At 53.9% G+C, this 21,819-nt stretch carries 24 protein-coding genes; 19 read left to right on the top strand and 5 right to left on the bottom strand.

Annotated features, from left to right (window positions below):
• Positions 1-145: 145 nt before the first annotated feature.
• The 5 genes from rpiA to ACE5LO_RS05205 all read left to right on the top strand — a co-directional run bounded on the left by rpiA (position 146) and on the right by ACE5LO_RS05205 (position 3,127).
• Entirely contained in the window at positions 146-814 is a 669-nt protein-coding gene (rpiA, locus tag ACE5LO_RS05225; RefSeq protein ID WP_375518969.1) for a ribose-5-phosphate isomerase RpiA, read from the top strand.
• A gap of 106 nt (positions 815-920) precedes the next feature.
• Positions 921-1,370, top strand: coding sequence for a MarR family winged helix-turn-helix transcriptional regulator (locus ACE5LO_RS05220; protein WP_375518968.1), 450 nt, complete (start codon positions 921-923; stop codon positions 1,368-1,370).
• Between the two features lie 28 nt (positions 1,371-1,398).
• Complete coding sequence (locus ACE5LO_RS05215) at positions 1,399-1,944, top strand: nucleotidyltransferase family protein (RefSeq protein ID WP_375518967.1); 546 nt, start codon at positions 1,399-1,401, stop codon at positions 1,942-1,944.
• A 43-nt stretch (positions 1,945-1,987) separates the two neighbouring features.
• Positions 1,988-2,416, top strand: a complete 429-nt coding sequence (locus ACE5LO_RS05210) for a GNAT family N-acetyltransferase (protein ID WP_375518966.1) — start codon at positions 1,988-1,990, stop codon at positions 2,414-2,416.
• A 93-nt stretch (positions 2,417-2,509) separates the two neighbouring features.
• Entirely contained in the window at positions 2,510-3,127 is a 618-nt protein-coding gene (locus tag ACE5LO_RS05205) for a GDSL-type esterase/lipase family protein (RefSeq protein WP_375518965.1), read from the top strand.
• Between the two features lie 74 nt (positions 3,128-3,201).
• Here ACE5LO_RS05205 and ACE5LO_RS05200 read toward each other — a convergent pair whose 3' ends face one another.
• From ACE5LO_RS05200 to ACE5LO_RS05190, 3 genes are all read right to left on the bottom strand, one after another.
• A complete protein-coding gene (locus ACE5LO_RS05200) occupies positions 3,202-3,876 on the bottom strand; it encodes a tetratricopeptide repeat protein (RefSeq protein ID WP_375518964.1) in 675 nt (224 codons plus the stop codon).
• A gap of 120 nt (positions 3,877-3,996) precedes the next feature.
• Entirely contained in the window at positions 3,997-5,205 is a 1,209-nt protein-coding gene (locus ACE5LO_RS05195; RefSeq protein WP_375518963.1) for an MFS transporter, read from the bottom strand.
• A 24-nt stretch (positions 5,206-5,229) separates the two neighbouring features.
• Positions 5,230-7,257 (bottom strand): beta-galactosidase, encoded by a 2,028-nt coding sequence (locus ACE5LO_RS05190; RefSeq protein WP_375519040.1) that lies wholly within the window; start codon positions 7,255-7,257, stop codon positions 5,230-5,232.
• A gap of 115 nt (positions 7,258-7,372) precedes the next feature.
• On the opposite strand from ACE5LO_RS05190, the gene ACE5LO_RS05185 reads away from it, so the two are divergent.
• From ACE5LO_RS05185 to coaD, 4 genes are all read left to right on the top strand, one after another.
• Entirely contained in the window at positions 7,373-8,200 is an 828-nt protein-coding gene (locus ACE5LO_RS05185) for an AraC family transcriptional regulator (protein WP_375518962.1), read from the top strand.
• 131 nt (positions 8,201-8,331) lie between these two features.
• Entirely contained in the window at positions 8,332-8,985 is a 654-nt protein-coding gene (locus ACE5LO_RS05180) for an SGNH/GDSL hydrolase family protein (RefSeq protein WP_375519039.1), read from the top strand.
• A gap of 593 nt (positions 8,986-9,578) precedes the next feature.
• Positions 9,579-10,214: a 16S rRNA (guanine(966)-N(2))-methyltransferase RsmD gene (gene rsmD / locus ACE5LO_RS05175; protein ID WP_375518961.1), complete on the top strand. Its 636-nt coding sequence runs from the start codon at positions 9,579-9,581 to the stop codon at positions 10,212-10,214.
• Positions 10,207-10,728 carry a pantetheine-phosphate adenylyltransferase gene (gene coaD / locus ACE5LO_RS05170; protein ID WP_375354275.1) on the top strand — a complete coding sequence of 174 codons (522 nt, stop codon included), beginning with the start codon at positions 10,207-10,209 and terminating at the stop codon, positions 10,726-10,728. The genes rsmD and coaD overlap by 8 nt, the downstream gene beginning before the upstream one ends.
• Here coaD and ACE5LO_RS05165 read toward each other — a convergent pair.
• Positions 10,697-11,917 carry a nucleoside recognition domain-containing protein gene (locus ACE5LO_RS05165; RefSeq protein ID WP_375518960.1) on the bottom strand — a complete coding sequence of 407 codons (1,221 nt, stop codon included), beginning with the start codon at positions 11,915-11,917 and terminating at the stop codon, positions 10,697-10,699. The two genes, coaD and ACE5LO_RS05165, sit on opposite strands and share 32 nt — an antisense overlap.
• Positions 11,918-12,044: 127 nt before the next feature.
• Between ACE5LO_RS05165 and ACE5LO_RS05160 the strand changes: the two genes are divergently transcribed.
• Positions 12,045-13,082 carry a SepM family pheromone-processing serine protease gene (locus ACE5LO_RS05160; RefSeq protein WP_375518959.1) on the top strand — a complete coding sequence of 346 codons (1,038 nt, stop codon included), beginning with the start codon at positions 12,045-12,047 and terminating at the stop codon, positions 13,080-13,082.
• Here the strand turns inward: ACE5LO_RS05160 and ACE5LO_RS05155 are convergent.
• Positions 13,069-14,301 carry a nucleotidyltransferase gene (locus ACE5LO_RS05155; protein ID WP_375518958.1) on the bottom strand — a complete coding sequence of 411 codons (1,233 nt, stop codon included), beginning with the start codon at positions 14,299-14,301 and terminating at the stop codon, positions 13,069-13,071. The genes ACE5LO_RS05160 and ACE5LO_RS05155 overlap by 14 nt on opposite strands.
• A 181-nt stretch (positions 14,302-14,482) precedes the next feature.
• Between ACE5LO_RS05155 and ACE5LO_RS05150 the strand changes: the two genes are divergently transcribed.
• From ACE5LO_RS05150 to fabF, 9 genes are all read left to right on the top strand, one after another.
• Positions 14,483-14,989 (top strand): YceD family protein, encoded by a 507-nt coding sequence (locus tag ACE5LO_RS05150; protein ID WP_375518957.1) that lies wholly within the window; start codon positions 14,483-14,485, stop codon positions 14,987-14,989.
• 126 nt (positions 14,990-15,115) lie between these two features.
• Positions 15,116-15,289, top strand: coding sequence for a 50S ribosomal protein L32 (gene rpmF / locus ACE5LO_RS05145; RefSeq protein WP_036645943.1), 174 nt, complete (start codon positions 15,116-15,118; stop codon positions 15,287-15,289).
• A gap of 419 nt (positions 15,290-15,708) precedes the next feature.
• Positions 15,709-16,305, top strand: coding sequence for a transcription factor FapR (fapR, locus tag ACE5LO_RS05140; protein ID WP_375519038.1), 597 nt, complete (start codon positions 15,709-15,711; stop codon positions 16,303-16,305).
• Complete coding sequence (gene plsX, locus ACE5LO_RS05135) at positions 16,289-17,281, top strand: phosphate acyltransferase PlsX (RefSeq protein WP_375518956.1); 993 nt, start codon at positions 16,289-16,291, stop codon at positions 17,279-17,281. The genes fapR and plsX overlap by 17 nt, the downstream gene beginning before the upstream one ends.
• Positions 17,282-17,289: 8 nt before the next feature.
• Complete coding sequence (locus ACE5LO_RS05130; RefSeq protein ID WP_375518955.1) at positions 17,290-18,279, top strand: beta-ketoacyl-ACP synthase III; 990 nt, start codon at positions 17,290-17,292, stop codon at positions 18,277-18,279.
• Between the two features lie 54 nt (positions 18,280-18,333).
• Positions 18,334-19,269 carry an ACP S-malonyltransferase gene (fabD, locus tag ACE5LO_RS05125; RefSeq protein ID WP_375518954.1) on the top strand — a complete coding sequence of 312 codons (936 nt, stop codon included), beginning with the start codon at positions 18,334-18,336 and terminating at the stop codon, positions 19,267-19,269.
• Positions 19,270-19,298: 29 nt separating this feature from the next.
• On the top strand, positions 19,299-20,048 hold the full coding sequence (fabG, locus tag ACE5LO_RS05120) for a 3-oxoacyl-[acyl-carrier-protein] reductase (protein WP_375518953.1): 750 nt from the start codon (positions 19,299-19,301) through the stop codon (positions 20,046-20,048).
• 91 nt (positions 20,049-20,139) lie between these two features.
• A complete protein-coding gene (gene acpP / locus ACE5LO_RS05115) occupies positions 20,140-20,373 on the top strand; it encodes an acyl carrier protein (protein ID WP_025334828.1) in 234 nt (77 codons plus the stop codon).
• Positions 20,374-20,572: 199 nt separating this feature from the next.
• A complete protein-coding gene (gene fabF / locus ACE5LO_RS05110) occupies positions 20,573-21,811 on the top strand; it encodes a beta-ketoacyl-ACP synthase II (protein ID WP_375518952.1) in 1,239 nt (412 codons plus the stop codon).
• Positions 21,812-21,819 lie beyond the last annotated feature (8 nt).

The raw sequence follows: 21,819 nt of genomic DNA, 5'->3' as shown, positions 1-21,819 counted from the left end.
TCCTGACTTCCTTCGTGATCAAAAGATGACTTTTTGAACAACCTCTATAAGAAGAATAATATACGTAGCGGGCTGCTAGAGAAAGAGGCCAGCTATAAACTAGTCTGTGTAATGATTGTACTAAATAAGTTCGGGAGTTGATAAGATGAATTTAAAAAAAGCGGCCGCAGAAAAAGCGGTGGAGGCGATCAAGGATGGCATGTGCATTGGGCTTGGAACAGGCTCTACGGCATACTGGGCGATACAGAAAATCGGAGAACGGGTCAGGGACGGCCTGAAAATCGAAGCGGTGGCGACATCGGTCGCATCGGAGGAGTTGGCCGTTCAGCTTGGCATTCCCATTGTTCCCTTTGACAACATAACGAGACTGGATATTACGATTGATGGGGCTGATGAAGTAAATCCGGAGCTGCATTTGATCAAAGGCGGCGGCGGGGCGCTGCTGCGCGAAAAGATTGTTGCGGCCAATACGGATTATTTTATCGTGGTCGCCGATGAAAGCAAGGCCGTGGATACGCTGGGCAGCTTTGCACTGCCTGTTGAGGTTGTGCCTTTTGCAAGCGAATGGACGAAGAGAAGACTGGAGGCTTCCTGCCCGGATGTGCAGTGGCGGCAAAAGGACGGTGTGAAGTATATAACCGATAACGGCAACTACATCGCCGATTGTCGGTACGGAGAGATCAACGATCCGGCGGCGCTGGAAGCGATGCTGAACAGCATTCCCGGTGTGGTGGATAACGGTTTGTTCGTCGGAATGGCTGACAAAATCATTATTGCCAAATCCGACGGAGAGATGGATATCCGTGTGAAGTGAGCACCGCAGCTCCAAAATAGCGGCGATGCTCCTGTTTTGCAAACTTGACAGCTCCATGCAATTGCGATATCTTTGAATGAAGATAATTGTATGGAGGATTTTAAATATGTCTGAAACACTAGATGATCGTGAATTAGCTCTTAATTTATTTGTAGTGCTCGCCCGTGCTTATAACTCGGTCACCTCCCGTACCAACCGGGATATTCACAGCCATGGCTTGAACACGACCGAATTCGGTGTACTGGATCTGCTCTATCACCGGGGGCCGCAGCCTTTGCAGAAGATCGGGGAGAAGGTCCTTATTTCCAGCGGGAATATAACGTATGTTGTGGATAAGCTTCAGAAGAAGAACCTGCTTAGACGCCGCGCCTCCCAGGACGACCGCCGGGTTATTTTTGCAGAACTGACGGAGGAAGGCAGGTACTTTTTCGAGCAAATTTTTCCCCAGCACAAGCAGGTCATCTCTGACACGGTCAGCGGACTTTCGGCAGAAGAGAAGGAGAAGGCAGTTGCTTTGCTGAAAAAGCTTGGGCTATCAGCGGAAGGTTCTATTTAATGGTATGCCGTGATTGGAGGGGATGATTATGAGGCATGAAGAGCTCCTCTATACTTACATGGATGATCCGCAGGTGATTGAGGATCTGAAGCGGATCAGGGAGCTTGGCCTTCCGCAGACCTGCATCGCCGCCGGTTATGTAAGGAATCGGGTCTGGGACAAGCTGCACGGTTATGTGGCGCTAACTCCCTTGCATGATATTGATGTCATTTATTATGATCCCGGCAATACGCTGGAGGAAAGGGATCATCATTGGGAGCAGCTGCTGAACCGGGGGCAAATCAACCGCCACTGGTCGGTTAAAAACCAGGCCCGCATGCATGAGCGCAACGGTGATCCTCCTTATGCTTCCGCAGAGGATGCCATGCGGTATTGGCCCGAAACAGCAACAGCCGTGGGCATCTACATGGATGATCAGGATATTGTGCATATTGTAGCTCCCTTCGGTCTTGACGATTTGTTTGAGATGAGGGTCAGAAAAAGCCCGTATTTCCGAAATACGACCGCGTTCCGGGTACGTGTGTTTCAAAAGGAATGGCTTGACACCTGGCCGCTGCTGATTATGGATATGTAGGGATGAACCTGTTATGGAGCATCATGAAAGGGGTTAAAGATGAATGCTAAGAAATATCAAGTCCGAAACGGACCAGCCTGAAGTACGCGAGCTGCTCGGTTATGCTGACGTAGCGGGCAAGGAAGATGAAGAAGAGCTCATCAACCGTTACAAGACGGACGATCATCTGCATTTGTACGGTTATGAGGATGACGGGCTGATTGTAGGACTGCTGGGGTTCGAGCGCAGGGATGAGGGAGTGATTCATCTGCATCATATTGCGGTGCTGCCGGAGAACCGGCTGAAGGGCTACGGACGGGGAATGCTGCTTCAGCTTATCAAGGATCTTGATCCACAGCAAATCACCGTGGATACTGACGAAGAAGGTGCCCAATTTTTCCGGAATCTCAGCTTTACAGTGCATGGATCAGAGGATACTGTGACAGGTCTGGAATATTTCCACTGTATCTATGATATGGAGGAGGAAGAATAAGCATATACCGTGCCACAGCTGTCTCTCATCTCATAAGCTAGGATATCGGGAGTGAAAATCTGATGATCCGTCGGCCAGGAGGTGAGAGGGTTGATGTACCGCTATACAGCCATTGGCGATTCACTTACGGCCGGGACAGGGGCGCTGCCGGGCAACGGATTTGCTCCGTTATATTCGAGGTCAATCGAGAAATATTCGGGTACCCGGGTCCTCTATCAGAATTTGGGAGTCAATGGAATGACTTGTCCTGAGCTGCTGCGAAATGTGGCAAGTTCCTCTGTCTACAGGACCGCTCTGGCGCAGGCTGATATTATAACCGTCACCATTGGGGGAAATGACCTGATCCGTCTTGCCCAATCATCCGGGGGCAAAAATATCAGTTCCGAATTGGCTCGGCTGCAGGGGTGTTTGCATCAGACCCTTGCCGGACTATACAGTATAAAAGCAGGCAGCCGTTCGCCGTTTCTGATTCGATTCGTTGGCCTGTACAACCCTTTCCCGGAGCTGCCTGAAGCCGTCTGGGGAATTCGCAGCTTCAATGCCTCTTTAAGCTCGCTGAGCGGTCCATACTGTCGTGTGGCCCATATTTATCGCGAATTTGAGGGCAGGGAGCGGCAGCTGCTTTCGGTTGACGGGATTCATCCTAACGGGCGTGGCTATCGCGTGATTGCCGCCCGGCTTAAGAAGCTCGGTTTTGCGCCGTTGTTCTGACTGGAAAAACTCCAAAAAAAAAGGAAGTTCTTGCCCAGCAGGCGAAGAACTTCCTTTTTTTGGAGTCGCGCAACTTAACCTGTCAGCTTGCGGTACCAGCTGCGCAGCGCCCATTTGCGCTCGCTTCGCCGCCGATATTTGGGAAGGGAACGGTAGACAGCCAAGGCTTGTGTAAACGCCTCAGCCGCTGCGGATTTCATGCCGAGGGAGCGGTACAGCATGCCGGACAAGTAATATCCTTCGCTTGAGGAGCTCTGTATGCTCTGAAATTGCTCCAGGTAAGCGAGAGCCTTGTTATGATCGGTGTCCTTGAATGCAGCTGCCAGGCGTAGATAGGGCTCACCATATTGTACACGCGGGTTAATATCCAGGGCCTGCAGCAGATGAGCTTCACCCTGCTCCTTGTCGCCTTCCATCAACTCGGCTGTCCCGACGGCGCACCAGTAATCTGCCGATTGCTCGTAGCTTGAACGAATGTCCTGCAGCAGCCCGATTGCTTCGGCGTGCTTTTTCCTCTCAAGCAGGCTGCGGGCGAGGTCAAAACGGGCGGATACATCGCTTGCGTTCAAGGTGATCTGCTGACGTAGCTTGCTCTCATTGCGTCTCCGTTTCCAGGGCCGGGTAAGGCTCGGGAATATCCCGACAAATTTGCGGTCCAGCGCATAAATAATCACGATTATAATCAACAATGCCAGAAAGGGATTACCTACAAGCCACCACAGCAGGGAAAACAGAATCAATTTGCTCATAATTGTTGTTTCAGCTCCTCAACCCGGATCAGTAATGCGCTAAATCAGTCGCTTCCATATTATAGCACAAGATTATAGCATATGGCCGGATTGAAAGAACGGAATAGGATAGAAAAAGGGCTAGCTGCTTTTGTTGAGCAATGTTGGTCTGTTCGCGCCGCTTTTCCTCCGCTGGATGACAAACAGGACGATACCGAGCAGGCATAACGCGCCGCCGAATACGGCCAGCAGCCAGGCTGACGAGACGGCTCCGCCAAGATCCATGCTTCTTCCCGTCCAGAGTGGAAGGAGTGCTCCTCCGACACCGCCCGCCGCAATCAGCAGACTTGTGGTCATGTCCTCGGTACCCGGCAGCATTCTGCTGGCGAACACGAGGGCGATGGAGAAAATACCGGACATCGCAAGTCCAAGCAAAATGATGAGGGCAAAGGTGCCTGCTGCCCCGTTTGCAAGCGGAAACAGCAGAAACAGCAGCGCGGCGGCAGCCGAACTGATGACCACGTAACGCCCGTATCCGTAGGCATCCGCTATTCTCCCCGAGAATAAACGTCCCACCGACATGGCAAGCCAAAAGCAGGTCACGCTCAGGGCAGCCTGGGCTTCACCAAGCTCCAGTCTTTCAAGCAGCATGGAGGGCAGGAAATTGGCCAGACTCATTTCCGTACCGACATACAGGAAGAAGAACAGGATGAACAGCGCCAGCAGCGGCAGCATTCGTGATTGATATATGATTTTGCGCTCAGAGGCAGCTGTTATAGAAGCTTGCCGTTCATTTAGCATGGGATCAAGCTTCCCGAAGGATGCCGTCAACCAGAATACGGCCATGACCGCCGCCATCAGGGCGATGATGGGGAAGGAGAATCTCCACATGCCAAGCGCGATCAGCCAGCCGGCAAGCGCAGGCATGGCCAGGGCACCCAGGCCGAAAAATACTTCAAGACGGCTCATCACCGAGCCTGTACCTTCCTTGACCCCACCGATGACAATGGTGCCGATGACGGCTTCGACCATGCCAAAGCCGAACCCTGACACCGCGCCTATCAGGTACAACCAGCCCCATGGCGGAAGCAGGGCATATAACATTTGGGCGGCACACAGCAAAAACAGAGCCAGCACGAGAACGGGACGCTTCCCGGTTCTGGCCGCCAGGGCGGGAGAGATAAGCACGCCTACAAGAAAGCCGGCAAACTGGGCAAAAATAAGGGTGCCCCCGTCCGTATAATCTCTGCCGTAGTGTGTCAGCAGCACAGGCAGCAGAGAGCCGATAATAACATGGGCAAGACCGATCAGCAGGTAGGAAAATCCGCCGATCCATAACAATCGTTTCAAAAAAGGTTCAGCTCCTTCGTGTACTTACGCAAGCTCCAGTATTTGTACATCTCTTCCATTCATCGTGACCGGACCTGTTACTTCCGTACCGCTAAGCAAATCACGGGCGCTTCTGTCTCCCAAATTATAGGTTTGCGCTTCGGCGTTATGATTCATGACGAACAAATACTGCTTGCCGTTCTTGGTCCGCATGCTTGCTTCGACGCCTGCCGGAGCTTCAAGCAGCGGGCGAATGCCTTTTTCCTCGCAGATTTGCCGCAGCAGACTGTCAAGAAATGGCTGGTCGGGATCAGTAGCCACGTACCATGCGCTGCCTTGACCGAACCGATTGCGGGTCAGGGCCGGCATGCCCTGGTAGAAATCTTCTCCATATTCAGCGAGAACCTCGGCCCCTTCACTATGCAAGAGGTCGCACAGCATGCCGCATTCGTATTCGCCCTTGAGAGAACCGTATTCCTTGGTCACGACAATACGATTCTTCTGTTCAGGCAGAAGGGCGTCGATTTCTTCCACCCATATTCCAAGCAGCTTCCGCAGCTCTCCCGGGTATCCTCCGAGTGTAACGAGATCGTTTTCATTGACGATGCCGCTGAAGAAGGTAGTCAGGAAGGTACCGCCTCCCTGAACAAAGCGTTCCAGCCGTTCCGCAACCCCGGGCTTCATCATGTACATGACAGGGGCGATGACCAGGTCGTATTTCGCAAAGTCAGTGTCGGTCCCGATCATATCCACTTGTATATTACGGTTGAAGAGAGCGGCGTAGTACTTATGAACCTGATCGACATATTTCAGCGCGACGGTGGGTCCGCTGGATTTTTCCACTGCCCACCAGTTATCCCAGTCAAACAGAATGGCTACTCTTGCCTCCACAAGCGAATCCAGTGTCTTGTCCCCAAGCTGCTGCAGTTCCTTGCCGAGCTGTGCGACTTCCCGGAACACCCTTGTATGCTCATGTCCGGCATGCTCAATGACAGCGCCGTGGAATTTCTCGCAGGCACCTACTGAGCGCCGCAACTGGAAGAACATGATCGTATCCGCTCCACGGGCAACGGATTGATAGCTCCAGAGCCGCATAACTCCCGGCCGCTTCAGCGAGTTGTAGGGCTGCCAGTTTTGCTGGCTTGGCGTTTGTTCCATGAGCATGAACGGCTCTCCGTCCTTCAGCCCGCGCATCAGGTCATGGGCCATGGCTGTGTAGCTATAAGGCGTGTTAAGTCCAGGGTAGCTGTCCCAGGAGACGATGTCCATATGGCGAGCCCATTTGAAGTAGTCCAGTTGCTTGAAAAAGCCCATGAGGTTGGTGGTCACGACAGCATCCGGAATATGCTTCTTAATCACGTTATGCTCCAGCAGGTAGCATTCCAGCATACTGTCCGAATTGAAGCGCGCATAATCGAGCGAGATGCCCTGGAAGGAGGATTTGTTGTCTCCCCAATGCTCGCTGAGATTGCTCGGGAGCACAATTTCGTCCCAGTTATAGAAGGTATGTCCCCAGAAGGCGGTATTCCAGACCCGGTTCAGCTCTTCAATCGAACCGTATTTATTTTGCAGCCAGACTCTGAAGGCTTGTTCGCAATTGTCGCAGTAACAATCCCCGCCGTATTCATTGGAGACATGCCACACCAGCACGGCAGGATGATTGCGGTAGCGTTCGGCGAGCTTGTCGGCAATCCGCTCGGAATATTTGCGGTAAGTCGGGCTGTTCGGACAGGAGTTATGACGGCCGCCGAATTTGCGCTTGCGCCCGTCGGCATCAACTCGCAGAATATCCGGGTATTTTGTTGCCATCCATGCAGGATGGGCGGCAGTGCTTGTAGCCAGGCAGACAAAGACACCGTTTTCATAAAGGCTGTCGATTAACTCATCCAGCCATTCGAAGTGATATGTATTTTCGTCCGGCTGATTTTTGGCCCAGGAAAATACGTTGATCGTTGCCATATCAATTCCGGCGAGCTTGAACAAACGCAGATCTTCTTGATGTGTCGCCTGATCCCATTGCTCGGGATTATAGTCGCCTCCGTAAAACATTTTTGGCAGCTTGCTGCTGATCACAATCTTCACCTCGTTATATAAGAATAATTCCATGGTATATCAATTCAACATCTTTTTAAATATAATAAAAGTAATGATTGGTATAAAAATACGGAACTTATCAAGGAGAGCTTTGATGGAGCCTGTGCATAAAAGATATTTTCTGTCCCACAGGGAGCAGCCCCTTCCTTTATATATGGAAAGCATCGGCTGGAACGGGGGACAGGAGGAGGTTGACCGGCCGGAAGGGTATCCGCTGTATCATTGGCTGCAGACGGTGAAGGGGGAAGGGCGCTTCCAGTTCGGAGGGGCAGAGGTGCAGCTCATTCCCCATACCGGCGTGCTGCTTCCTCCCGGCGAACCGCATGCCTATCTCAGTATGGCGTCGCATTGGCAGACACTTTACATTACTTTCGGCGGGCCTGCGGCGGGGGCTGTGCTTTCCTCTCTCGGCCTGAACCGCGCCTCATGGTATCATTGGGATGCAGGGAGCCTGCTGGAAAGCTTCGGCATGGAATTTGTGGATATTGCAGCTCCGGACCGTGATTTGTCAGGACTTGACGCATCCGCAGACCTCTACAAATTTTTGACCCTGCTCAAGAAGCATGGCAGAACCGGCTCGCTTCCCTCGTTGTCCGAACATGTGGAACGGATTTCACCTGTTCTTGATTTTATGCAGAAGAATTACAGCCGTCCCGAGATCGGGCTGGAGGATATGGCGGCCGTTCTCAACATCAGCGTGCGGCATTTGAATACCCTTTTCAAGCAGTCGCTTGGGGTTACCGCCTATGCCTATCTGATTGCGCTCCGTCTGCGCAAGGCCAAGGAGCTGATGACCAGTGATGCTTCTTTGCCTGTTAAGGAAACGGCAGGACAGGTCGGTTTCCGCGATGCGAGTCATTTTGTGGCGACCTTTCGCAAAATGGAAGGAATGACGCCGCAGCAGTTCAGAACACTGTATTAAACCTGTGATTTTTCTACACAAAATGTAAAGAAAATCGCTTGAACATCTGCGGCCGCTGTGTTTATATGTTACTTGGATTGATTTGTAATTAATTTATATACATTGGAATATTTCCGGGAGGGACCTCAATGATGAAGCTGGGGAACAATGAAAAACTGATTTTTATCGGCGACTCGATTACAGATTGCGGACGGCAGCGTCCTGTCGGAGAAGGCTCCAGCAGTGCTTTGGGAACAGGCTATGTCGCTCAGGTGGATGCGCTTTTGCGGGCAGTTTATCCTGAGCTTGGCATCCGGGTCGTCAACATGGGCATCAGCGGCAATACCGTTCGTGATCTGAAGGAACGCTGGAGCAGCGACGTTATCGGACAAGAGCCGGATTGGCTTGCGGTCAAAATCGGCATTAACGACGTGTGGAGGCAATTTGATGCTTCTAGCCGGCCGGAGATTCATGTATATCTTGATGAATACAAGCGCACGCTGCGGGAGCTGCTTGCTGAAGTCCGCCCAACGGTTAAAGGGCTTGTCCTTATGACCCCTTATTATCTGGAGCCCAACCTCGAAGATCCGATGCGGGCGACAATGGACGTCTATGGTGCGGCTGTGATGGAAATCGCCAATGAGTTCGATGCCATTGCCGTAGATACGCAAAAAGCGTTCGACAGGCAGTGGGAGCATGTGTATCCGGCATCGTTGGCCTGGGACAGAGTTCATCCTGATCAGGCTGGCCATATGGTCATTGCGCGGTCGTTTCTGAATGCCCTGGATTTCGACTGGAACAGATAGTGGAAGCCCTGCGCCGGCCCAATGATCCGCCATTTACATGGCGGATTTTTTGCGTGTGTGTCCCTTAGGCAAAAAAAATTAGGCGCCTCTTACGAGACGCCCATTGATGGGAGAGGAGAAACCGGACGAAGAGCTTATGGGGAAACGTAAGCCTTCTCCGCGGTTGTCTACGGCATTGGTTAAATGCCGATATCTCAAGTGTGACCCGGTTGGGGCAGGAATATACATGCAGAACGTGAATTTTGTGAAAAATCTTTGCACCAGGTTGTATAAGTGTGAGTTCAAAAAGTCAGGTTTTCAGCACCGAGAAGGTTGGATGAAGCAAGGGACTGAGGAGCGGAGCGTACTTGGGGTACGTGAGCACCTGAAATGTTTCCGTAGGAAACATGCTTCGGAAGCATCCACTTAGTCCCGGCTGAATTCAAGATTCGATGTCGAGTCCGCTCCCTGACCTACTTCGTGATCAAAAGATGACTTTTTGAACAACCTCTATGAGCCATTTTCCATATAGATGTGCAATATGTTACGATAACGTCGTATCGGTCTGTCAGGAACAGACGGTCAAGACTACATAGAGAATGGGTGAACATAGCGTGAGAGTTGTATCGGGCAGTGCTAAGGGCAGACCGCTTAAGGCAGTTCCCGGAACGGGAACGAGACCGACAACCGATAAGGTGAAGGAAGCGCTGTTTAGCATGATTGGTCCATACTTTGACGGGGGAACCGCACTTGATCTGTTTGCGGGCAGCGGGGGACTTGGCATTGAAGCGCTGAGCCGTGGCATGGAGAAAGCGGTTTTTATCGATATGGAGCCGAAAGCCATTGAGGTGATCAGGGAAAATCTTCGTAAAACCGGCCTGGACAGCCAGGCTGAAGTGTTCCGCAATGAGGCCGGGCGTGCATTAAAGGTCTTGGCCAAACGCGGGGCTGCTTTTGATGCCGTTTTTCTGGACCCTCCTTACCGCATGAAGAATGGGGATGAGCTGATGGAACAGATGGACAAGCTCGGCCTGCTGCGGGACGGCGCCGTCATAGTCCTTGAATATGAATCCGGCTACAGCTACCCGGAGCAGTTCGGTTCCTTCAACCAGCTCCGTAAAGCCGTTTACGGTGAAACCGCTGTATCCATCTTCAGCTATGAAGGGATGCAAGGACAAACTAACGAACAATCAGGAGCCGCAGATGAATCAGACAAAGAGGCGGCAGACGAGGAGGAGCGGCATGGCTGAGCCGGAAAATAAAAAAAGGATCGCCGTCTATCCAGGGACATTCGATCCGGTCACAATGGGGCACATGGACATTATTCAGCGGGCATCCAAGCAGTTTGACCAGCTGATTGTGGCCGTGCTGAACAATATAAGCAAAAATCCACTGTTCAGCGTGGAAGAGCGGATTGCCCTTCTGCGGCAGGCGACGGAGGATATGCCTAACGTTGAAGTTGATTCCTTTCGCGATTTGACGGCCAATTATGTCAGGCAGAAGGGGGCTCAGGTCATTGTGAGAGGCATCCGGTCCGTAACCGATTTTGAATACGAGCTGCAGCTGGCTTCCACCAATCATAAGCTGAACCCGGAGGCCGAGACGATCTTCATGATGACCAATCCGAAATATTCCTATTTAAGCTCAAGCATGGTGAAGGAAATCGCGCATTTTAACGGCAACGTCATCGACCTGGTATCACCTGAGGTGGAAGAAGCGCTTAGACGCAAAATCAGCGAGAAGAATGGCGGGTCCGCCAACTGATTATAAACGAGGCTGTCAGCAGCACTCCCAGGATGGCGGTCAGCAGGGCAAACGGGACTGCAGCAAGCGTGAGCAGCCGGCCGATGGAAGGGTCAACAGTTCCTTCCTGAAGGGGGAGCAGTTCCAAATAAGCAGGGACGGCAAGCGTGGCGAGCTGCTGCCAGGGATCCCACAGGAACCATAGGGCCAGAAATGACATCCCTGCATGCAGGAGGCGGGTAACGGCAAAGCTGAGCCCTCTGTCGGCAGGTCTTGTCATGGCAATGACTTGCAGTAGCCCGCTGATTCCTCCCCAGCCAAGGATGGCGCCGATCGCTGCGGTCTCCATACGGGAAGCGCCGAAAAAACGGACGGCTGCATGGGCGCCAAGATGCTGCTCCAGCAGCGCAGGCCACAGCAGCATGGGAGCCTGTGGTGTCAAATAGACATTCAGGAGCCGGATCATGACGGCGAAAAAAATGATAAAACCGCCGATCAGCATGAGGGTCTGGACGGCGTTCGACACCGACTCGCCCAGCAATCTGCCGAAGCTGCGTCCGTCTCTTTGGCGGGCGGCGGCCATTTCTGCGTATAAGGCCTGCAGCATGGAAGGACGGCGGGCGGAACCACCCGGGGAAGTGGGGTAAGTGCTCTGCTGTGCTGCTGATTCCTTCGTCCCGAAAAGTCGGACGGAGATGATGGCAGCGAGTATGCCGGTAACCCAATGCACAAGCAGCAGCATATAACCTGTGGAAGGGCTGTGCAGGAAGCCTGCTCCGATGACAAGCACAATCGTCATCGGGTTGCAGAAGCAGGCGGCTCCGGTCAGCAGGCGGACCTGCCGTTCCCCCAGTCCGCCTTGGTCGGCCAGCTGTCTGGCCGCCTCCGCAGCCGCCGGACCGCCAGCGGTCATCCCGAGCGCAAGCACCCACCCGCTGCGGCCCGGAAGGCGAAAGCAGGCGCCCATAAGGGGGGCCAGCAGTACACCCAGCCCATGTACAAATCCGGAGGCGATCAGCATTTCGGACAGCATCAGGAAAGGAAGAAGGGCGGGGAAGACGATGCTCCACCACAGCTTCAACCCTTGTCCTGAAGCCTCATATACCTGCTCGGGCGCGGCGACGACTGCGGCCACCAGCAGCAGCGAGCAGGCTCCAAGCAGCCAGGTCGTCCACAGCCGGTCAGGCTGTTTTTCCTGTATTGTCTGCATATTGCTCCTCCTTCCGGATGAATTAGTAATAAGGATATGCGGCCAAGGGCAGGGACAGACCGTGCTTGTCAGTATTGGCTGTCCTGCTGCCATATTTACTGAAGTGATATCGAAGGGGGAAGTATATATGATGAGGGCGGGAAACCGGAGCTTATGGTTCACCCTGCTGTATGCCGCCATGATTGCGGCCTTGGCCTATGTGCTGATCTACATGCCGACCCCGTATCTGATCTATCGTCCGGGCAGTGCCGAAGAAGTCAAACCGATGGTATCCGTCAGAAATGGCGATTCTGCAGAAAGCGGCACCTTTATGATGACGACCGTATCGGCCAGCTACGCCAATCTGCTCATGCTGGGGTTGGCAAAAGCCGACAGGAATGCGGAGGTGCTGACCAAGGAAAGCCGCCTGCAGGGGAGCAGCGAGGACGAGTATGCGGCCAGGCAGGTTTATTATATGGACAATTCGCAATCATCCGCGATTGAAGCGGCTTATAAAAAAGCAGGCGTAGCCTACAGAATCGTTCCGCAATACATTTATGTGCTGGAGACGGCTAAAGGGGCGGACCCGTTTTTTCATCCAGGAGATAAAATTGTGGAAGTGAATGGCGAAGCCGTGGCGGACAGCGAGGAGCTTCAACACATTCTGGAGGGCAAAAAAGCGGGAGACCGTGTAGACGTCAAGCTGAATCGCAAGGGAGACGCGGTGAGCGGAAAGGTGGAGCTTACGACGGTTACGGACACGGCGTCCGGGGAGCAGCGTACAGGCTTTGGGGTAGGTATAGCCACACTCCAAAAAATCGTGCCTGGAGAAGCGGGGCATGAAATTACCTTCACTTCGACAGATGTCGGGGGCCCGTCGGCAGGTCTGATGTTCACGCTGGAAATCTACAATCAGCTTACACCAGGGGATTTGTCCAAAGGGTACCGCATCGCAGGCACGGGCACAATCGGCGAGGATGGCAAGGTAGGTCCAATCGGCGGCGTTGTCCACAAAATCGTGGCGGCGGACAGGGAGCATGCGGATATTTTCTTCGTGCCTGAGGACAATGCCGAGGCGGCTGAAGCGAAGGCACAGCAAATTGGGACAGGCATGGAGCTTGTGCCTGTCCGCACACTGGACGACGCTTTGCGCTATCTGGAGCAACTGCCGGTCAAGGCCAAATAACAGGGGGCCTGTAATAGTCCCCGTACAGGCTGCGCACGTCCGCCGCCGGCATGCCCGCCGTGTATACGGCCGCTGCATTGATATCCATTTGCAAATGCGGATGCTCAAACCCTGCAGGGCGGATAAGGACGGGAAGGGAGGCAGTCTGCTTCATTTCGGCCAGCATGGCCTGCCCTGTTCGGTTAAAGCCGAGCACGCGGATATAGGCGGGGCCCTCTGCAAGCCGGGCTGGAGCCAACTCGGACTTGGCATGGTTCAGCAAGATATGCGCCAGCATCCGCTGCAGCTTCACATGTGTATAGCGCTTCGTCTTCAGCGCTGAGAGCAGGGCTGTGACCGAGGGCTGCGGCAGTGCTGGAAGCAGCTTCTTCAGCCTGTGCTCCAGCCCCTCGGTCACCTCGTGCAGCCCGGCCAGCTCAGCGGAGCTGCGCGTAATCAGGGCGTTCAGCAGCGGACGGCTGAACGATTCCCATGTCTGCGGCGCACGGCCGGAGGCCCATTCACGCCGCAGAATGTCCAGCACGGCGCCCGGCACATAGGGCGCCGCGGCATCCGGTCCGCCCGCCAGCAGCAGGCGGCGGACCGCAGTGGCGCTGGCGATGCCGTCGGCCGCCCGCGTGTCGTGATAGCCTGCGCCGGTGCGGGCTATCGTGAAGGGCTCGATCGCGCTCTGCAGCCGCTGCAGCGCGATCAAATAATGCAGCCCAAGCGTATTGTTGGGCTGCTGCATAAGGGCGGACAGCTCCGCGCCGTCCGCCTCCCCGCCGGCGAGCGCAGCCGCCGCCCCCGCGTAAGCCGCGGGGTAGCTGGCGCCGCCCGCCAGCCGCGCGGCGATGCCGGCCTTGAGCTCGGCCGGCTCCGCCGCCAGGATGCGCGCGAGCTTGCGCAGCGGCGCGATGTCGCCGCTCTCGCTGCCAAAGCAGAGCGCGTCCACGATGCCGGTCGCGTGCAGCAGCGCGACCGCGCCGTAGGCGAACCATTCCGCCGCCTGCACGGCGTAGGCGACCGGCAGCTCGATCACAAGATCGGCCCCCATGGCAAGGGCCATTTCGGTACGCGACCACTTGTCCACAATCGCCGGCTCGCCGCGCTGCAGAAACGGGCCGCTCATGACGGCGATAGTCCGATCTGCTCCGGCCGCAGCCCTGGATGCAGTCCAGTGATGGGCATGGCCGTTGTGCAGGGGATTGTATTCAACGATGATTCCCAGCGTTTTCATGCTTTCGAGACAGCTCCCTTGTCAAACGGGGTATAATAATCGTATACCATTTTACACGAACATCGGCACTTTTGCCCGCGCCCCGAATGGCGGCTTCCTCCCGAAGGTGTAAAGGAAAAGGTGTTGACAAACCTCTCGTTCAATCGGTATAATAATTTTTGTTTGTTTGGAGTGAACTATTATGCATTTGCACTTTCGCAAGGTTGCCATGAATGACGGTCCGGTTTTGATCCGGGAAAGCTTGAATGTCGAGCCGCTGATTACACACCGCAAGGATATCACTTCAGTTTCACCGCTGACTGCAGACCTTGCAGCCGTAAGCGGGGGAGAAGGAAAGATCGATGTGAGCGGAACGCTGGCAGCCGAACTGGACACGCTGTGCTCCCGTTGCCTGACACCGATTCACGAGCATATGAACATTCCCTTTTCGGAACGCTTCGAGCAGGGGCAGGAACAGCCGGAGGACGAGGAGATGGAATCGATTATGATCGAAGGGGAGTCGTTCGACACCGTTTCTTTTTGTGAGGAATCATTCCTGCTGCATCTTCCGTTTGCGCCGCTGTGCCGGCCTAATTGCAAAGGGCTGTGCCCGACCTGCGGTCAGAACTGGAACGAAGGCTCATGCAGCTGCAACAATGAGCGGATAGATCCACGCCTCGCGGGTCTCAAGGATTTTTTTAAGAAATAAAAGCTTGTAATAATTGATGAGTTATTCACCGGTCGCGGTGGGATTGGCTATGAGCCGTCCTGCCCGGTCTTGAATGAGATAACACATATACCCTTCAGGGTTGATCTCGATAAGGAGGTGGGAATGATGGCAGTACCACAACGCAGAACGTCCAAAACGCGCCGCGACAAACGTCGTACTCACTTTAAACTGGCTGTGCCGGGCATGGTGAAATGTGAACAATGCGGAGAATTGAAGCTTGCTCACCACGTATGCAAAGTTTGCGGAACATACAAATCTAGAGAGATTATCTCTCAATAACATTCGAAGCAGCGTGCTATGAGTGCGTGTTCAAAAAGTCAGGTTTTCAGCACCAAGAAGGTTGAATGAAGATAGGGACTGAGGAGCGGAGCGTACTTAGGGTACGTGAGCACCGGAAGTCCCGGCTGAATTCAAGATTCGATGTCGAGTCTGCTTCCTGACTTACTTCGTGATCAAAAGATGACTTTTTGAACAACCTCTATGATTGTACAGCGGGTTGTCTTGATGTTAAAAAGTAGTGCTTCACCCTGGTGAGGCGCTATTTTTTTTGCAGCCTGGCTTTCTTTTTGGCGGGCGATGCTATATACTGGCTTAGTACCTGGTTCTAAGAAAAGGCGGGTAAATCCGCTTATACATATATTTCTATATTAAGCTTTTGTAATAGTTTGGGAGGAAGGAGGCGTTTGGCCATCGAGCGGCTGCCCAAGAGACTAAGACAGCAGAGGCTGTCGCAATTAATTGAAGACAACCCGTTCGTTACGGATCAGGAATTGACGCGTCAGCTCAAGGTCAGCATTCAGACGATCCGGCTGGACCGGATGGAACTCGGCATCCCCGAGCTGCGCGAGCGGATGAAGCTGATGGCTGAGCGGACATACGATCAGGTCCGGTCGCTGCCTCTGCATGAGATCATCGGGGACATCGTTGATCTGCAGCTGGACAAAAGCGGGATATCGATATTTGAAATCCGTGACGAGCATGTGTTTTCACGGACCGGCATCGCACGGGGGCACTATGTATTTGCCCAAGCCAACTCATTAGCCGTCGCCGTCATCAATGATGAGATCGCGCTGACCGCTTCGGCCGATATCCGGTTTGTGCGGCCTGTCCATCTGGGCGAGAAATGTATAGCCAAGGCCTATGTCCGCTCCCAGCCGGAGCAGAAGGGCAAGGCCAAGGTGGAAGTATTTACTTATGTGGGAGAAGAGATGGTCTTCCAGGGGAACTTTGTCATTTACCGTTCCGCCGGGGAAGAATACAGCGAAGGAGGGAACCAGCATGCGGATCGCCATTGATGCGATGGGGGGAGACAACGCGCCGGAAGCTACAGTTGAAGGCGGACTGGCTGCCGCAGCTGAATGGAAGGATACGGAGATCGTGCTTGTCGGTGACCAGGGCAGAATCGAGCCGCTGCTGAAGGGGAAGCAACTGCCGTCGAATCTGACGCTCCGCCATGCCTCCGAGGTTATAGATGCGGAAGATGAGCCCGTGCGGGCTGTTCGCCGCAAGAAGGACTCATCCATGGTCGTGGCTGGACGCATGGTCAAGGAGCAGGAGGCGCATGCCATGATCTCGGCCGGCAATACGGGAGCGCTGATGACGACCGGTCTGCTAGTTGTGGGACGGATGGAAGGGATTGAGCGTCCCGCGCTGGCGCCGATGATTCCGACGCTTGACGATCTTGGCGTGCTGGCCCTGGATCTGGGTGCCAATATGGACGCCAAGCCCGAGCATCTCGCGCAGTATGCCCAGATGGGCAGCCTTTATCGGCAAAAGGTGCATAATATTGCCGAGCCGCGTGTCGGGCTGCTTAATGTGGGCACGGAGGCCGGCAAGGGCAATGAGCTGACCAAGCTGGCTTATCCGCTGCTGGAACAGCTTCCGATCCGCTTCGTCGGCAACGTGGAGGCCCGGGATGTATTGACAGGCAACTGCGATGTGCTCGTTTGTGACGGCTTTGCCGGCAATATTTTGCTCAAGGCGATGGAAGGGACGGCAGGGGCTATTTTCTCACTGCTCAAGGAGCAGTTCACCAAGTCGCTGAAGACGAAGCTGGCAGCCGCTATGCTGATGCCTGAGCTGCGGGGGCTGAAGAACAAGCTTGACTATACCGAGCATGGAGGGGCTCCGCTTCTCGGATTGAGCGGTCTGGTCGTCAAAAGCCATGGCTCGGCGGACGCGAATGCCGTCAAAAACGCCGTCAGACAGGCGCGAATCGCGCTGCAAAATCGTCTTGTTGAAAGCATATCGAAGGAAATCAGCGGGAAGTGAGTGACAAAATGAATAATTTGAAACCGGTCGGTATTATCGGTACCGGCAAATACGTGCCAGAGAAGATACTGACCAATAGCGATTTGGAAAAAATGGTGGAAACAAGCGATGAATGGATTGTCAGCCGTACCGGCATCCGTGAGCGCCACATCGCTGCTCCCGAGCAGGCAACCTCCGATCTGGCTTATGAGGCTGCGGTCAGAGCCCTTGAATCCGCGGGCATGACTGCCGAAGAATTGGATCTCATTATTATTGCTACGATTACGCCCGATATGGCATTTCCTTCAACCGCATGTATTCTTCAGGATAAGCTGGGAGCGAAGGGTGCGGCGGCATTTGACCTGTCTGCGGCCTGCTCGGGTTTTGTATACGGACTGGCTACTGCCACAAGCTTTATCCAGGCTGGCATGTACAGAAATGCGCTGGTCATCGGCGCGGACTGCCTGTCACGAATCACGGATTATACGGACCGCAATACATGCGTGCTGTTCGGGGACGGGGCAGGCGCGGTCGTGCTGGGTGAAGTGCCGGAAGGCAGAGGCTTCAAATCCTTTGACCTTGGTGCCGAGGGTGCGGGCGGTCCGTTGCTGCGATTAGAAGCGGGCGGATCAAGACTGCCGGCATCAGCGCAGACGATCGAGAACAAGCTTCATTACATTTACATGAACGGACGCGAGGTATTTAAATTTGCCGTTCGTGTCATGGGTACGGCGACAGACGTGGTGCTGGGAAAAGCGGGGCTGGACAAGAGTGATATCGATGTGTTCATACCGCACCAGGCTAACATTCGCATTATTCAATCCGCCATGCAGCGTCTCGACCTGCCTGAAGACAAAGTAATGATCAATGTGGATAAATACGCGAATACTTCAGCCGCCTCCATTCCGCTTGCGCTTGTTGAGGCGGCAGAGGAAGGGCGCATGAAAGCGGGCGACCGGGTGTTGATGGTCGGCTTCGGTGGCGGCTTGACCTGGGGCGCCTCTGTACTTGTCTGGTAATGGGCATTATACTTTGTTATTATCATTAACATCACAGAAGCGAGGTGAATACGAGTGGGCAAAACGGCATTCGTATTTCCGGGACAGGGATCCCAAAGTGCAGGTATGGCAAAGGACGTCTACGAAGCGTCAGAGGCGGCCAAGGTGATATTTCGCCAAGCGGACGAGCGTTTGGGCTTTTCGTTGAGTACTCTTGTTTTTGAAGGTCCTGATGCTGAATTAAAGCAGACCTCCAATACGCAGCCGGCACTGCTTACAGCCAGTACAGCCTTATATGAAGTTTTTAAAGCCAGCGGCATCAAACCTGACTTCGTTGCCGGACATAGCCTTGGGGAATACAGCGCCCTTGTGGCGGCAGATGTACTATCCTTCGCAGATGCCGTCGAGCTGGTCCGTTCCCGCGGCCTGTTTATGGAAGAAGCTGTCCCTGGCGGCCAAGGCGGTATGGCGGCTGTACTGGGTGCCGACCGCAGTCTGCTTTCCGCTCTCTGCAGCAATATTACGGCAGGCGGGCAGACGGTTGAGCTTGCAAATGTCAATTGCCCTGGGCAAATTGTCGTATCCGGGACGAAGGAAGGCGTGGCACAGGTAGCTGAACGGGTAGAGGAGGCGGGCGGCAAGCGTGCCATTACCCTTGAAGTCAGCGGGCCTTTCCATTCGTCCTTGATGAGGGGAGCGGCGGACAAGCTGGCAGCCAAGCTCGAAGGAGTCGATTTTGCAAGAGCTTCGGTTCCTGTGGTGGCGAATGTTACAGCTTCTCCGGTCCAGGACGGCGCAGAAATCCGTACCTTGCTGGTTGAGCAGGTGTACTCCCCTGTGCTGTGGGAAGATAGCGTGGTCTGGCTCATCGGCCAGGGAGTGGATACGTTTGTGGAATTCGGCCCGGGCAAAGTGCTGACTGGTCTGATCAAGAAAATAGATAAAACGTTGACTTTGATTAACGTGAGTGATATGGAATCGTTAGAGAGTGCGGTTCAGGCGCTTTCCTGAGTGGTGAACGATATGAAGGAGGGGAAATGATGTCCAAGCCTTTAAGCGGCAAAACGGCGCTGGTGACGGGCGCATCCCGCGGGATCGGCCGCAGCATTGCCCTTGCGCTGGCGGAAGCGGGCGCCAACGTGGCTGTCAATTACGCCGGCAGCGAGCAGGCGGCAGCCGATACGGCTGACCTGATTCGTGCCAAGGGTGTGGAAGCCATTACGGTGCGCGCCGATGTAGGCAAGGCGGATGAAGCCGAGCAGTTGGTCAAACAGGTGACCGATACGTGGGGCCGTATTGATATACTGGTGAATAATGCCGGAATAACAAGAGATAATTTAATCATGCGCATGAAAGAAGAGGAATTCGATCAAGTAATTGAAACGAACCTCAAAGGAGTGTATAACTGTCTCAAAGCTGTCACACGACCGATGATGAAGCAGCGCTCCGGGCGCATTATCAACATTTCGTCCGTGGTTGGCGTGCTCGGCAATGCGGGGCAGGCCAATTACGTTGCAGCCAAGGCCGGGGTGATCGGGCTGACCAAATCCGCGGCAAGAGAGCTGTCCTCCAGACAGATAACGGTTAATTGCGTCGCTCCGGGCTTCATCGATACGGATATGACGCAGGTGCTGCCGGATGAGATGCGTGAAAAACTTCTTGGAGATATTCCGCTGGCCCGTCTTGGACGACCTGAGGAAGTAGCTGAAGTCGTGCTGTTCCTGGCATCCGATGCTTCCTCATATATGACAGGCCAGACTCTGCATGTGGACGGCGGCATGGTTATGTAGCCGGACGCATGTCCGTTTAGAAGAGGGATAGGTCTCTTCTATGGCATTTTTATTGTGTTTTTCGTATAATACCAAAGAGGAGGTGAGCCGGATGTCCGACGTATTGGAGCGTGTAAAGCGCATTGTCGTTGACCGTTTGGGAGCCGACGAAGCAGAAGTTACCCTCGAAGCATCTTTTAAAGATGATTTGGGCGCTGATTCTCTCGATGTAGTTGAATTGGTAATGGAATTGGAAGATGAGTTTGATATGGAAATCTCTGATGAAGATGCAGAGAAAATTACAACTGTAGGTGAAGTTGTAAACTACATACAATCTCATACCTAAGTCAACACAAGTCCCGTTCTGATTCAGGCGGGACTTTCTCCTAATTCAGGATTTTGCCATGGATGGTACAGCCATACAGACTGAACTAAAGCTCGAATTTTACGGTAATGATGAATTACTGACTTTAGTTGATTCTATATACATGCAGGGCAAGAAGATCTGGTACTTAATTTGCAGCCAAACATTGAGGTGAATATCGTTGAAACAACGTGTTGTTATAACAGGAATGGGTGTGGTCACCGCACTTGGACAGGATTTGAATACGCTGTGGGACAACCTGATGGCAGGCAAATCCGGAGTCAGCAACGTTGATGCGTTTGATGTCAGTGACTACCCTACGAAGATCGCCGCTTCCGTAAAGGATTTCAATCCGGAGGATTATATGGACCGCAAGGATGCGCGCAAAATGGACCGTTTTGTTCAGTTTGCAGTGGCAGCTGGCAAGATGGCTATGAAAGACAGCGGAATTGAAATCGGAACCAACGCTGAAGCCGAGCGGGTGGGTGTATCCATCGGTTCGGGCATCGGCGGCCTGGGCACCTGGGAGGATCAGCACAATACGTTGCTGGAGAAAGGGCCGAAAAGAGTCAGTCCGTTTTTTATCCCGATGATGATCGCGAATATGGGATCAGGTCAGATGTCCATCATCCTGGGCGCAAAGGGGCCGAATACAACGCCGGTTACAGCTTGTGCAACAGGAAGCCACGCGATTGGTGATTCATTCAGAATGATTCAGCGCGGGGATGCCGACGTTATGGTTTGCGGAGGCGCCGAGGCGACGATCCGTCCGACGGGAATGGCCGGTTTCTGCTCCATGCGGGCGATGTCCACCCGCAACGACGAGCCTGAGAAGGCGAGCCGCCCGTTTGATACGGGGCGTGACGGATTTGTTATGGGAGAAGGAGCCGGCGTGCTCATTCTCGAATCCCTGGAGCATGCGCAGAAACGCGGTGCGCACATCTATGCCGAGGTGATCGGCTATGGGCTCTCCGGCGACGCCCATCATATGACAGACCCTGATCCGGATGGAGCCGCACGCTGCATGAAGATGGCAATCCGCGATGCGGGCATTTCCTCGGAAGCCGTCGATTATATCAATGCACATGGCACGTCCACTCCGGCCGGAGACAAATCCGAGACAGAGGCGATCAAGAAGGCCTTGGGCGAGCATGCCTACAAAGTGGCCGTCAGCTCCACCAAGTCCATGACTGGCCACCTGCTTGGGGCAGCCGGCGGGGTGGAGGCGGTCATCTGCGGTCTTGCGCTGCAGAATCAGACCATTCCTCCGACCATTAACCTGGAAAACCAGGATCCGGAGTGCGATCTTGATTACGTGCCTAATGAGCCGCGCAAGGCGGAGCTGGATGTCGTGATGTCGAATTCCTTTGGATTCGGCGGTCACAATGCTACGGTAATCTTGAAAAAATATGAAGCGTAAGGGGTCAG

The organism is Paenibacillus medicaginis (assembly GCF_042138635.1).
GTDB lineage: Bacteria > Bacillota > Bacilli > Paenibacillales > Paenibacillaceae > Paenibacillus > Paenibacillus medicaginis.
The sequence above is the reverse complement of the archived record's forward strand: the minus strand, read 5'-3'. Positions and strand labels throughout refer to the sequence as shown.